Below are 13,174 nucleotides of genomic sequence, written 5' to 3'. Positions count from 1 at the left end.
TTCTTTTAATGTTTAAAATGTCGTTGACCAGTGAAGACCATCGCAATGCCGTGTGCATCACATGCATCGATGGAGTCTTGATCTCGCTTGGAGCCACCAGGCTGTATAATTGCTGTAATGCCTGCAGCTGCAGCTGTTTCAACCGTATCTGGCATTGGAAAAAACGCATCTGAACCCATGACTGCTCCCTTTGCCTGTTCTCCGGCTTGTTCGATAGCTATTTTGGCAGCGCCAACACGATTCATCTGACCAGCACCAATTCCGACTGTTTGTTTTCCTTTTGCAAGTGCGATCGCATTTGATTTTACATGCTTCACTGCCTTCCAAACAAATTGTAAATCAGCCAGTTCTTCAGCTGTCGGCTTACGTTTGGTTGGAACTTCCAACGCATCCACGTCCAATGTTGCTGTATCATTTGTCTGAATGAGTACGCCACCTTTTACGGTTGTGAGACGATGATACGTATCTACTGAAGCGGGCATTGCAAGCTCTAATAAGCGAATGTTTTTCTTTTGCTGTAACACGTCCAGTGCTTCCACAGTAAAGCTTGGTGCAATTACAATCTCTAAAAAGATTTTGCTTAGTTTTTCAGCGGTAGCTAAATCAATTTCCCGATTGGCTGCCACAATGCCACCAAAAATGGATACCGGGTCAGCTGCATACGCGCGATCAAACGCTTCTTCAACTGTATCTCCCATCCCAATCCCACAAGGGTTCATATGCTTGACCGCAACAACGGCTGGTTCATCATAGGCTGCCACCATTTCCAACGCTGCGTTTGCATCTTGAATATTATTATAGGATAGCTCTTTCCCATGCAATTGTTTAGCAGCTGCTAAACTAAGCTCCTCATCCTGTGGCAAGCGATAAAAAGCTGCCTGTTGATGCGGATTTTCTCCATAACGAAGGGTTTGAACCTTTTCGTAAGTAACGGTATAGTTTTCAGGAAAATCAATTTCCGCTTTTTCCGTAAAATAGCCAGCAATCATCGCATCATAATGTGCGGTATGACGGAACACCTTACCAGCAAGCTCCCGACGTTTTTCAAGTGAAACGTCACCTTGCTCTAACGCTGCTAATACGTCTGCATAGTCAGCTGGATCCACAATCACTGTTGTGGATTCAAAGTTTTTCGCTGCTGCCCGAAGCATAGCTGGTCCACCGATATCGATATTTTCAATGATGTCTTCATCTGTTGCATCTGCCTTCGCTAACGTTTCTTTAAAAGGATATAAATTGACGATAACGAGATCGATTGGTTGAATATTGTTTTCCTCTAGTTGCTTCATATGGTCCGGGTCATTTTTCTTTGCTAGTAATCCACCATGCACGAATGGATGTAATGTTTTTACCCGCCCATCAAGAATTTCTGGAAAACCAGTTACTGAATCAACAGCCTTTGCCGGCACACCAGCATCCTGTAATTTCTTGAGCGTACCACCAGTGGATATAATCTCATAATCCAGCTTAACTAGCCCGCTAATAAAGTCAGTTAAATTTTCTTTGTTGGATACACTTACAAGTGCTCTTTTCTGCATTTCCATACTCCTCACATATTTAGAATGCTGTTCATCATCTTGTTGTGGTTTCATTTCACGGATTAACTGGCTGTAAGACCCCACTTCAAGAACTTTTGTTGATAACAAAATTGTGAGGAGGTTCAACAGCCAGTAAAGGCCTGATTCGTTCAACTAACAATCAGGGTGGAGGTGCGAAAACACCCACTGATTGACGTTTCACTTTCACTTTATCAACTTTCGAATGACCTGTGGGTACAACATATGTTCCACTTGATGAATCCTTGTTTCCAAAGTTTCCATCGTATCATTTGGATATATATCAACACTTTCTTGCGCAATAATCGGTCCGGTATCCATTCCTTCATCAATATAATGCACAGTTACCCCTGTTTCCCGCTCACCAGCCCGAAATGCTTGGCCTATTGCGTCCAAACCAGGAAACTTCGGTAACAATGAAGGGTGGATATTGATCATTCGATTCGCATAAGCGCCCAGCAATACGGGGCCAACAAGCCGCATGTAGCCTGCAAGAAAAATCCATTCCACCTTCCGCTCCTGCAATTGCTCAACAATCGCTTGTTCATAAGCTTCCTTGGAAGGGAAGGCCTGTGGTGAAAATTCCCATACCGGTACATCCTTTTTCTTTGCCCGCTCTACTACTTTTGCACCTGGCTTATCACAGACTAGCAGTTCGATACGGCAAGGTAATGCTGCATCTAACATCGCTTGAAAATTACTTCCTGAACCAGATGCAAATACAGCCACTTTCAATTCACTCATGACGTGAATTGCACTCCTTCACCAGGAACGACCTTACCAATCACAACGGCCTGCTCTCCTTGATCCTTCAAGCTTTCAAGAATAGCATCTGTATCTGCGGGCGCAACGGCTATCGCCATGCCAATCCCCATATTAAAGACTCCATACATATCTTTATCTGCTATTTGCCCTTTTTCTTGCAGGAACGGGAATATGTCAGGAACTTCCCAGCTATTGGAATCCAATTCAACGCCAAGCCCAGCAGGAAGCATCCGCGGAAAATTTTCGTAAAAGCCCCCACCCGTAATATGGGAAATTCCTTTAATGGTATGGTTTTCCATCACAGCTGCAATCGATTTTGCATAGATCTTGGTTGGTGTCAAAAGCACCTCTCCAAGCGGTTTCGAAAGGCCTTCATATGTTTGGTTCAAATCCAAGTCTGCAACAATTTGACGAACAAGCGAGTATCCATTGGAATGTATACCGCTTGATGGTAGACCAATGAGGACATCTCCTGCCTGTACAGACTCACCTGTAATTAAATTTGCCTTTTCAGCAATTCCAACCGTAAATCCAGCCAAATCATATTCTTCTTCTGCATACATACCTGGCATTTCTGCTGTTTCACCGCCAATTAAAGCTGCGCCTGATTGAACACAGCCTTCGGAAACCCCTGCTACAATTTGCTCAATGACAGCAGGATCATTTTTTCCGCAGCCGATATAATCTAGAAAAAACAGCGGCTTCGCACCTTGGGCGACCACATCATTCACACACATGGCTACCAAATCAATCCCAATCGTATCGTGCTTGTCCAAATCGAAAGCAAGCTTGAGCTTGGTACCAACGCCATCTGTTCCGGAAACCAATACCGGTTCCTTGTATGCCAATGAAGTAAGCTCAAATAGACCACCAAATGATCCGACTCCGCCAAGTACTTCTGGACGAGTAGTTTTTGCAATATGCTTTTTCATTCGTTCAACTGCTTCATACCCTTTTTCAACATCAACACCGGCACGCTTATATGCATCTGACATATGTGCACTTCCCCTCACTATTTTAAAGGCTGCTAATGATACATTTCTGCAGCATGAGCAGCCCCCATGATAGAGTTTATTCAACAGTTCAAGTGTAATTTCTGTTGCAATCACTCTGATATGTTAAAATCCGGAATAAGAAATATCTGGTTTTCCATCAAGCTGGACGGGATAATCCCCTGTCATACAGGCATTACATATTCCTTGGTGAATCGTTTCATCCTTAATAATGGCCTTTTCCAAGCCTGCTGCTGATAAATAAGCAACACTATCGGCCCCAATTACATCTCGAATTTCATCCAGCGTTCGACCAGCAGCAATTAATTCCTTTTTAGTTGACATATCAATCCCATAATAACAAGGATTGGTAATCGCTGGAGAAGCAATTCGAACATGAACTTCTTTCGCACCTGCTTGTTTAAGCATACGGACGATTCGAATACTTGTCGTTCCCCGTACAATGGAATCATCAATCATGACAACCCGTTTTCCTTCAACAATTCCGCGAACCGGCGATAATTTCATCTTAACCCCTTGCTCACGCATTTCTTGTGAAGGCTGAATAAACGTTCGTCCAACATAACGATTTTTTATTAAACCCATTTCATACGGCAAGCCAAGCTGCTCCGCATAACCGATTGCAGCAGAGATGCTGGAATCCGGTACTCCAGTCACTACATCTGCTTCTGCAGGAGCTTCCTTGGCTAACTCAATCCCCATACGTTTACGTGAAGCATGCACGTTCACATGGTTTAAATCGCTATCCGGACGTGAAAAGTATACATATTCCATCGCGCATAAACGGCGCTGTTCACGTAATGAAAAGCGGGTGGATTTAATACCTTCATCACTAATAGTCAATAATTCACCAGGCAATACTTCCCTTTCAAAGGTTGCACCAATGATATCAAAAGCACAGGTTTCCGATGAAACAACATAGCTTTCGCCAAGCCTTCCCAAAGAAAGCGGACGAATACCATGCGGATCCAACGCGACGTACATTTTATCTTCTGTTAATAGTAGAAAAGCATAGGCACCAACCATCCGCTGCAATGCGCCCGCAATCACTTCTTCTACAGTTGATTTGCCATTACGTCTAATTAAGTGGGCAAGTAACTCGGTTGCAGTTGGCGTTTGAAAAATACTACCTTCGTCTTCCAGCTCTCCGCGAAGCTTGTAAGCATTCATAATATTTCCAGTATGCGCCAAAGCCATGCTCCCCGTTTGGGAACGAAACACATGTGGTTGTACATTTTCAAAGCCCGTATCATTATTTGTGACATAATGGTCATGACCGATTGCTGCATGCCCAACTAGTTTTTCCAAATGGGAGCGATCAAACACATCATTTAATAAACCGACTCCCTTATGAAGCTGCAGGTCCTCACCATTGCTAACGACAATTCCTGCACCTTCTTGTCCTCTATGCTGCAATGCGTGCAGTCCATAATAAGTGATTTCTGCAGCTTTTGGATGACCCCAAATCCCAAACATAATTTATGCCTCACTTAATTCTTATTTCAGCAATTCCGGTAAAGCCTGCTTCCAAAGGTTGCTGAGTACTTGCACATCTTCTTGAATAACTTGTTTTCCATTTATGTGAATGGACACGCTGCCACGATCCGTTACCTTACCAATTTGTTTCGCATCCGACATCATTGCCTCGAAGCGCTCTTTATTTTCCGGTTTCACAGACACGAGAAAACGAGACTGTGATTCACTAAATAATACTGCCGTTTCATCGCCTTCCAGCTCCACTTCTAGACCAAGCTGCTCTGGTTGGAACACACTCTCAGCTAAAGCGACAGCAAGACCACCTTCAGATAAATCATGAGCAGATGCGACAATTCCAGCTTGAATTGCTTCTAAAAGCTGCGCCTGGCGCTTTGCCTCTACAGTTAAATCAATGGCTGGCGCCTTTCCGGTGTAATTGCCTGCCAATACATTTTGTAATTCACTTCCACCAAATTCTGCCGTCGTTTCACCAATCAGGTAAATCAAATCATCTGCGGTTTGGAAATGACTTGGTGTCACCTGTTTCGTTGAGGCCAACAGACCTACCATACCAATAATCGGTGTTGGGAAGATTGCTTCTCCCTTTGACGTGTTATACAAAGAAACATTTCCGCTAATGACTGGAATCTCAAGTGCCTCACAGCTCGCACTAATTCCAGCAGCACTTTCCTCTAATTGCCAGAACACTTCCGGATCAGTCGGATTTCCATAGTTTAAACCGTCCGTTAAAGCTAACGGCTTGGCACCAGAGCAAACAATATTTCGTGCTGCTTCTGCGACAGCAATTTTACCACCTGTTTGTGGATCCAAATAAATGTAGCGGGAATTACAGTCAGTTGTCATAGCAATCGCCTTATCCGTTCCTTCAATTTGTACGATTGCAGCATCTGATCCCGGACCGACAAGTGTGTTGCCTTTTGCTGTATGATCATATTTTTCATATACAGCAGCTTTGCTGGCAATGGTTGGCTGCTGCAACAATTGTTTTAACATTTGTCCGTAATCCGCTACTTTTGGTTGAAACGGTTCCTGCTCTTGAAAAGCTTTAAAATAACGCGCTTCATGAGCTGGTAATTGATATACCGGTGCACCATCAGCCAAAGCATCCACAGGAATGTCAGCCATGACCTTACCTTGATGTACAATACGGAACATTTTCTCTTCAATTACTTCACCAATCGCTACTGCTTCAATGTCATGCTTGGTGAATATATCGATAATTTCCTGTTCACGACCTTTTTTCACGACTAGCAGCATCCGCTCCTGTGATTCAGACAGCATCATCTCATACGCATTCATATTTTCTTCACGCTGTGGAACATGGTCTAAATTCATTTCAATTCCTGTTCCTGACGCACTTGCCATCTCACTCGCAGAAGAAGTTAATCCAGCTGCCCCCATATCCTGCATACCAATCAGTGCATCAGAATGGATAACCTCCAAGCAAGCATCGATTAACCGTTTTTCAATATGCGGATCACCAATAGCAACTGCTGATGTATTTTCCTCCGCTTCCCCTTCGACTACATCAGAAGAAAAGGTTGCGCCATGGATTCCATCTCGTCCAGTATCCCGACCAGCATACAATACAATGTTGCCAACGCCCTCAGCAATTCCTTTTTGAATATCATCATGGTTAATTAGCCCGACACACATCGCATTAACGAGCGGATTTTCCTCATAGCAAGCATCGAACTGAACTTCCCCGCCAACTGTTGGGATTTCCAAGTTATTGCCGTAATGCGCAATTCCTCTGGCCACTTCTTTCACAAGATATTTGGTACGATCCTGATCCAAGTTACCGAAACGCAGGGAATTCATCATCGCAATCGGTTTTGCCCCCATTGAGAAAACATCACGAACAATCCCACCGACACCTGTAGCAGCTCCTTCGAATGGCTCCACTGCTGATGGGCTGTTATGACTTTCAATTTTAAACGCTACAGCTTGGTTATCCCCGATATCAACTACACCAGCGCCTTCTCCTGGACCCTGAATAACTTGTGGACCCTTCGTCGGAAATTTCTTCAATACCGGCTTGGATGACTTATAGCTGCAGTGCTCGGACCACATTACAGAAAAAATCCCTGTTTCTGTGTAATTTGGCTGACGCTTTAGAATACGTTTTGCTAGGTTATACTCCTCTTCGCTCAGTCCCATTTCCTTATACAGTTGCTCTTTTTCAATTTGCTCTGCACTAACTTGCATTGGCTCTGTCATGTGGTTCCCTCCAGGATTTTAATTAATCTAGATTAAGTTTCCTAATGCTTCCTTTGATTTTGCTTCTGCTGCTTCAAGTGTATTTGCAATAAATGTAATATGTCCCATTTTCCGTTTTGTTTTCACTTCTGCTTTCCCATACAAGTGGACAAAACCATTTGCATGCTTCGCCAGTGTTTGCTCTGCTGCTTCCATATGCTCACCAAGAACATTGATCATTACAGCAGGCTGAAGCAGCTGAATATCTGTTAACGGCAAACCACAGATTGCGCGGATATGTTGTGAAAACTGAGAAACATTACAAGCTTCAATTGTATAATGACCTGAATTATGTGGGCGCGGCGCCATTTCATTTACGTAAATATCATCGCCCCGTACAAACATTTCAATCGTAAATGTACCGACTACCTGTATTTTTTCTGCTAATTTTTCCGCTGCAGAAATAGCTGCTGCTTTTACTTCTTCACTCACGCGTGCTGGTGCAGATGTTTGATGCAAAATATGATCCTTATGCACATTTTCTGCTATTGGAAAAACGGTCATAGCACCCGTTTGGGAACGAGAAAATACAACTGAAATTTCTTTATCAAATGAAATCCATTGCTCAATAATGCAGTGTTGATTCTTTTCTGCGAATGCGACGGCTGCTGGTATATCAGCTGCTGAATTTATCTTTAGCTGCCCTTTGCCGTCATATCCACCACTACATGTTTTAATAACAGCCGGTAACGTAAATGTTTCCAAGGCTTGTTCACATTGTTTGCCATGATGGACAATCGCAAATGGTGGTACAGACAAACCTGCAGCAGTCATTAATTGTTTTTCTTTTTCACGATTTTGTGTAATTTCCAGGGCATAAGCACCCTGTGGCAGTTTCCCTTGTTCTTCGATATAAGCTGCCGCTGCTAAATCAACATTTTCAAATTCGTATGTGATGACATCACTTATTTCCGTTAGCTCACGAATGGCTTCCATATCATCATAGGCTGCAATAATATGCTGATCCGCAATTTGTGCGGTCGGACAATTTGGTGTTGGATCCAGTACAGCTATCTGATAGCCCATATAACGAGCAGCAATCGCCATCATCCGTCCCAGCTGTCCACCACCGATGATGCCAATTGTTTGCGGCGGTAATATGACTTGGTTATTTGTCTGCAAGATCTTCCCTCATTTCCGCTACTTTTTTAAGCATTTCTTCACGTTGGTTAGTGAGTTTTTTCGCTGTTTGCTCATCAAAGCTACCAATGATTTGCGCAGCTAATATTGCCGCATTAACAGCACCTGCCTTACCAATTGCAACTGTTGCAGTTGGTACGCCACCAGGCATTTGTACAATAGAAAGCAATGAATCCAATCCATTTAATGCCTTGCTTTGAATCGGAACGCCAATGACTGGAAGTGTTGTTTGTGAAGCAACCATTCCTGGTAAATGTGCTGCACCGCCTGCACCAGCAATAATGACCTTCAGACCGCGTTCACGAGCTGTTTTGGCATATTGAAACATTTCATCTGGTGTACGATGTGCAGAAATAACATCCTTTTCATAAGAAATACCTAGCTCTTCCAGCATGTTACATGCATGATCCATCGTTGCCCAGTCTGAAATACTTCCCATAATTACACCGACTGTCGCCATTTTATACCCTCTTTCTATTTGTCATTCTAATCCATATGTATAACGGTTTTATCCAATAAAAAAGTCTATTCGTCCCCTCCACTCATATGGGAGAAGATGAATAGACTGAATCCTCAGCAAACAAATAAGATAAAAATATTCCTATCTTACGTTCACGCTATTTGTAGCCCCATCTTCCCTCATAGTCCAGCATTTTCGGTGCCGGGTAGAAACTTTCGTGCCTTATTCTCGAAAATATATGAGGAGCCTTATTTTTTTGTCGATTTAAGCATAACAAAACCGATGGAAAGCTGTCAATATTAACATCGAACAATCTAATGCTTTATATGTTAATCGTTCGGATTTTAATGATTTTTAAAGCCTATTTTCATGAAAAAAATGAAAAACAACAGGAAAAACAATGATAAAGTGATACTTCAATCAGTGGGGGTTATCGCACTTCTCCCACTGATTGTTAGTTGAACCAATCAGGCCTTCACTGGCTGTTGATCCCACACTTACTATTCTTGTTATCAACAAAAACGCTTGATGTGGGGGGCTTACAGACAGTTAATCTGTGATAAAGTGAAACTTCAATCAGTGAGGGTTATCGCACTTCTCCCACTGATTGTTAGTTGAACCAATCAGGCCTTTACTGGCTGTTGATCCCCCACTTACAATGCTTGTTATCAATAAAAATGCTTGATGTGGGGGGCTTACAGACAGTTAATCTGTGAAAAATGTATCCTGTAGTTCAGGATGATGATCTTATTTCGGGCACCCAAATTTGTCGAAAGATACGCGCATGGAAATACCGATTTCCATCATTCATTCGATTGATCTGGGGCTTTTTTCTTCTGTCCGACCTGCCTCGGATTTAACAGGCGACCCTTTCTCACTTGTTTTACCCAGAATCCGCCATGAATTTGCTTGGGCTCATAAGCAATAATGAATGCTTTTGGGTCCAGCTGCTTGATTGATTCATACAGTCGCAATTCATATTTTCTCGGCGTTAAAATTTGCATGGATAACCGATCTCCTTCCATACCATAGGCAAGCCAGCTCGTTACGCCGTATCCTTTCTCCCTAAGCTTACGGGTAAATTCAATATCCGGGTTGGACGAAATAACATTGACAGTTATATAGCCAAGTGCCATCTTCTCCTCAATAATGGAGCCGACCACAACCCCGATACCATATCCAAGCGCATAAGCAATCACGTTTTGAATTTCATTTAAATTGTCCAAGACGAGTCCAAGACCTACAATATATACGACAACCTCCACGGTACTGACGAGCGCAGCGATATATCTTCTTCCTTTAAGTGTCAAAATCATACGGATTGTAAAAAACGATACATACACAATATTAATGATTAAAATAATCGCTACCATGATATAGGCATTTTCAAGCATGCTTTCCCCTCCAAATCCACTTTCTAACCCATTCACACTTCTACTGTACGCCATTGCCTGCGTAGATATCACAAAACGTTTCAACGACGATTTTCCCGTCGTCAATTAACCAAATTATTCCCTTAATTTGCTTATGCCAAACTGAGTAAACCAATCATTACATAAACCATTCGTCATTGTTCCAAGCCAAATGATTGCATCCTGAAAGGAATGGATAAGAGGCTAAAACGCTAGCCCAAAGCGCATGGACTAGCGTTTATACATATTCCATTTATTCTTTATTTGGGCCAAGCACGCGTTTTTCTATATTGGACTCTTGTCCACGCAATCGCTTCTTTAAGGTTCGTTTCCAATTCACAGCCAATAAATCAACCGAAGCTAGCTCATCTGCCAAACGCAGATTATCTTTTTCAACATGCATCACTTCATTACAGGCAGCAATCGACCATTCCGGATATGGCCTTTCCATGAGTTCCAGATCAATTCCAGACAGAACATGCCCTTCCTGTAGTACGCGAAAATACCAGCCGGTTCTTCCCGTATTTTGAATCCGTAGCGCTAGATCCCTGACTCGGTATCTACGAGCAGGTTTCCAGCACGGCTGCCTTGGCTGCGATACTTGGATAATCGCATCTCCAAACTTATACGTATCACCAATACAGACGGAAAACTCATCCATTTCCAATACAGCAAGGTTTTCTCCCATCCCCCCTACCCGGAAGGAAGGATCCTGTAGGCTCTCTCGCCAATACGTATAATGCTTAACCGGATAGGCAAACAAGGCTTTTTCCGGACCACCATGATTTTTCGTATCAGCTACTTCATCACCGATTAAACCTATTTCACCTAACCAAACCTGTTCTTCTCTTTCCGATTTAAACATCCCCGTTTTCCAGGGGCGATCCATTGGGTCTGGCGCACCAGGGGCACCCACTTCTTTTACCTTTCCAATATATAACTTATGTACAAATGGTTCATTCATGAGGACACCTGCTTTATAATGATATATGATAGAGTATATCTTGTTCGTATCGTATCATGAATAACGAAAAAAAAGAATGATAAAGTGAAACTTCAATCAGTGGGAGTCTTCGCACTCCCCCCACTGATTGTTAGTTGAACCAATCAGGCCTTTACTGGCTGTTGATCCACCACTCACAATGCTTGTTATCAATAAAAACGCTTGATGTGGGGGGCTTACGCCAGTTAATCTGAGATAAAGAAAAGAGTTGAAAAAATGGAACAATTAAAAAAAGCAACCTTTGCAGGTGGCTGTTTCTGGTGTATGGTAAAGCCGTTCGACCAATGGGACGGGGTGCATGCCGTGATATCCGGCTATACTGGCGGTCATTTGGAAAACCCTACATATGAAGCTGTCAAAGCAGGCGAAACCGGACATTATGAAGCAGTAGAAATCACCTATGATCCCGAATTACTGGCGTATGAAGACATGCTCACCATTTTTTGGCAGCAAATTGATCCAACTGATGATGGTGGCCAGTTCCAGGATCGAGGCGATTCTTATCGTGCAGCTATTTTCTACCATGATGATAAACAATACCAAGCTGCACTAGCATCCAAACAAGCACTTGTTGACAGTAAGAAATTTGCAAAACCAATCGTTACCGAAATTCTGCCTGCACAAACCTTCTATCCTGCAGAAGACTACCATCAAGATTTTTACCGAAAAAACAAACAGGAATATAAGGAAGATCGGGCAAAGTCAGGTCGAGATGAGTTCATCACCACGCATTGGAAAAAATAACGTAGCAATGTGGAGTCAGGATATGGCTCCACATTGTCCCTCAAAACCAGCCCATCCCAATCCAAAAAAAGCAGTCTAAATCATGTTCCTTTTGAAGCATCCCATGTATAATAGTATTTCTGTACATATTATAGTTAGGAGCAATCATGTTGACACAAAAACAATCACTCATACCGCTAAAGATGCTTCTTTTCTGCTTTCATGCATCCAATACCATTATCTTAAGCTTTCTGCCATTATACTTAAAATATCGTGGATTAAACGGTACTGAAATTGGCTGGGTCATGGCAGTCGGACCGTTTGCGACTATTATTTCACAGCCATTTTGGGGATATATTAGCGACAAATATAAAACCGTAAAGCGCTCGCTGCTCATTTGTATTGTCGGTCTGTTAATCAGCAGTGTCTTATTCTTTCAAATGAACCAATTACTCGCCATTATATTAATGGGATCTGTTTTTTACTTCTTTACAACGCCGATTGGTGCACTTGGGGACAGTCTCGCACAACGTCGTGCTTATGACCTAAAAGTTTCATTCGGAACTATTCGTATGTGGGGTTCCATTGGCTTTGCAACGTCAGCACTCATTATTGGCGAACTGCTAGCAAAAGTTGGCGTACAATATATGATTTATCCATATTTATTTTTTGGTACACTGGCACTTTTAGTCACCTTTAAATTAAAGGATGTACCGGTTGAATCAGACCCTATCAGCTTCAGGGACCTTAGCAAATTACTGACCAATAAACCATATCTCATTTTCTTGGGACTTATGATGTTTTTAACCATCTCTCACCGAGCAAATGATAGCTTTATTGGTTTATACATTGCGGAATTAGGTGGTAACGAAGGATTGGTTGGCGTTGCTTGGTTTGTTGGGGTAATCAGTGAAGCAGCAATATTTGCCTTTGCAGGCTACTGGTTCCGAAAATATCACCCGCTCGTGTTTATCATTGCAGCCGGTGTATTATATAGTATTCGTTGGTTCTTTTATGCATCTTTCAATAGCCCGTATCAGGTTATTGCTTTACAGGTCCTGCACGGCGTAACTTTTGGGGTATTTTATCTAGCTGCCTTTGACTATATTTCTCGACTGATTCCGAAGCTATTACAGTCTACAGGACATCTTGTGTTCTTTGCAACATTTTTCGGTGTATCTGGCATCATTGGCTCCTTAGTCGGTGGGGTACTCATCGACAACTATGGCGGGAGTACATTATATACAGCCATAGGAATCTTATCACTACTGGGTGCCATCAGCATGACGATATATCATGTTTTACCATTTGGAAAAAAATAAGATGATAAATGAGTCAGCACATAT

Annotated in this window: 11 protein-coding genes and 1 riboswitch; of the genes, 2 read left to right on the top strand and 9 right to left on the bottom strand. The window is 42.6% G+C overall.

The window, feature by feature from the left end; genetic code table 11:
- Positions 1-5 precede the first annotated feature (5 nt).
- The 9 genes from purH to DX933_RS15170 form a co-directional block, all read right to left on the bottom strand.
- Complete coding sequence (purH, locus tag DX933_RS15210) at positions 6-1,538, bottom strand: bifunctional phosphoribosylaminoimidazolecarboxamide formyltransferase/IMP cyclohydrolase (RefSeq protein WP_123317298.1); 1,533 nt, start codon at positions 1,536-1,538, stop codon at positions 6-8.
- 204 nt (positions 1,539-1,742) lie between these two features.
- On the bottom strand, positions 1,743-2,300 hold the full coding sequence (gene purN, locus DX933_RS15205; RefSeq protein WP_123317297.1) for a phosphoribosylglycinamide formyltransferase: 558 nt from the start codon (positions 2,298-2,300) through the stop codon (positions 1,743-1,745).
- Positions 2,297-3,316 (bottom strand): phosphoribosylformylglycinamidine cyclo-ligase, encoded by a 1,020-nt coding sequence (gene purM / locus DX933_RS15200; protein ID WP_123317296.1) that lies wholly within the window; start codon positions 3,314-3,316, stop codon positions 2,297-2,299. Before purM ends, purN begins: the two co-directional genes overlap by 4 nt.
- Before the next feature lie 123 nt (positions 3,317-3,439).
- Entirely contained in the window at positions 3,440-4,810 is a 1,371-nt protein-coding gene (purF, locus tag DX933_RS15195; protein ID WP_123317295.1) for an amidophosphoribosyltransferase, read from the bottom strand.
- Between the two features lie 21 nt (positions 4,811-4,831).
- Positions 4,832-7,051, bottom strand: a complete 2,220-nt coding sequence (gene purL / locus DX933_RS15190; protein ID WP_123317294.1) for a phosphoribosylformylglycinamidine synthase subunit PurL — start codon at positions 7,049-7,051, stop codon at positions 4,832-4,834.
- A 27-nt stretch (positions 7,052-7,078) separates the two neighbouring features.
- Positions 7,079-8,212 (bottom strand): 5-(carboxyamino)imidazole ribonucleotide synthase, encoded by a 1,134-nt coding sequence (purK, locus tag DX933_RS15185; protein WP_123317293.1) that lies wholly within the window; start codon positions 8,210-8,212, stop codon positions 7,079-7,081.
- A complete protein-coding gene (gene purE, locus DX933_RS15180; protein WP_123317292.1) occupies positions 8,199-8,690 on the bottom strand; it encodes a 5-(carboxyamino)imidazole ribonucleotide mutase in 492 nt (163 codons plus the stop codon). Before purE ends, purK begins: the two co-directional genes overlap by 14 nt.
- A gap of 162 nt (positions 8,691-8,852) precedes the next feature.
- Positions 8,853-8,952: riboswitch (purine riboswitch) on the bottom strand.
- Positions 8,953-9,493: 541 nt separating this feature from the next.
- The gene (locus DX933_RS15175) at positions 9,494-10,084 is read right to left on the bottom strand and encodes a DUF2179 domain-containing protein (RefSeq protein ID WP_123317291.1); all 591 of its coding nucleotides are present in this window, start codon (positions 10,082-10,084) and stop codon (positions 9,494-9,496) included.
- A gap of 271 nt (positions 10,085-10,355) precedes the next feature.
- Positions 10,356-11,066, bottom strand: a complete 711-nt coding sequence (locus tag DX933_RS15170; protein ID WP_123317290.1) for an MOSC domain-containing protein — start codon at positions 11,064-11,066, stop codon at positions 10,356-10,358.
- A gap of 255 nt (positions 11,067-11,321) precedes the next feature.
- On the opposite strand from DX933_RS15170, the gene msrA reads away from it, so the two are divergent.
- Both msrA and DX933_RS15160 read left to right on the top strand, forming a co-directional pair.
- Positions 11,322-11,849 carry a peptide-methionine (S)-S-oxide reductase MsrA gene (gene msrA / locus DX933_RS15165; protein ID WP_123317289.1) on the top strand — a complete coding sequence of 176 codons (528 nt, stop codon included), beginning with the start codon at positions 11,322-11,324 and terminating at the stop codon, positions 11,847-11,849.
- A gap of 146 nt (positions 11,850-11,995) precedes the next feature.
- Complete coding sequence (locus DX933_RS15160; RefSeq protein WP_317843098.1) at positions 11,996-13,150, top strand: MFS transporter; 1,155 nt, start codon at positions 11,996-11,998, stop codon at positions 13,148-13,150.
- The last annotated feature ends 24 nt before the right edge of the window (positions 13,151-13,174 follow it).

It is taken from the genome of Ornithinibacillus gellani (genome assembly GCF_003730295.1).
GTDB lineage: Bacteria > Bacillota > Bacilli > Bacillales > Amphibacillaceae > Ornithinibacillus_A > Ornithinibacillus_A gellani.
The sequence above is the reverse complement of the archived record's forward strand: the minus strand, read 5'-3'. Positions and strand labels throughout refer to the sequence as shown.

What these genes read in the sequence shown, in the direction of transcription:
- purH (WP_123317298.1), bottom strand. Translation starts at nt 1,538, where the DNA reads ATGCAGAAAAGAGCACTTGTAAGTGTATCCAACAAAGAAAATTTAACT.
- purN (WP_123317297.1), bottom strand. Translation starts at nt 2,300, where the DNA reads ATGAGTGAATTGAAAGTGGCTGTATTTGCATCTGGTTCAGGAAGTAAT.
- purM (WP_123317296.1), bottom strand. Translation starts at nt 3,316, where the DNA reads ATGTCAGATGCATATAAGCGTGCCGGTGTTGATGTTGAAAAAGGGTAT.
- purF (WP_123317295.1), bottom strand. Translation starts at nt 4,810, where the DNA reads ATGTTTGGGATTTGGGGTCATCCAAAAGCTGCAGAAATCACTTATTAT.
- purL (WP_123317294.1), bottom strand. Translation starts at nt 7,051, where the DNA reads ATGACAGAGCCAATGCAAGTTAGTGCAGAGCAAATTGAAAAAGAGCAA.
- purE (WP_123317292.1), bottom strand. Translation starts at nt 8,690, where the DNA reads ATGGCGACAGTCGGTGTAATTATGGGAAGTATTTCAGACTGGGCAACG.
- DX933_RS15175 (WP_123317291.1), bottom strand. Translation starts at nt 10,084, where the DNA reads ATGCTTGAAAATGCCTATATCATGGTAGCGATTATTTTAATCATTAAT.
- DX933_RS15170 (WP_123317290.1), bottom strand. Translation starts at nt 11,066, where the DNA reads ATGAATGAACCATTTGTACATAAGTTATATATTGGAAAGGTAAAAGAA.
- msrA (WP_123317289.1), top strand. Translation starts at nt 11,322, where the DNA reads ATGGAACAATTAAAAAAAGCAACCTTTGCAGGTGGCTGTTTCTGGTGT.
- DX933_RS15160 (WP_317843098.1), top strand. Translation starts at nt 11,996, where the DNA reads ATGTTGACACAAAAACAATCACTCATACCGCTAAAGATGCTTCTTTTC.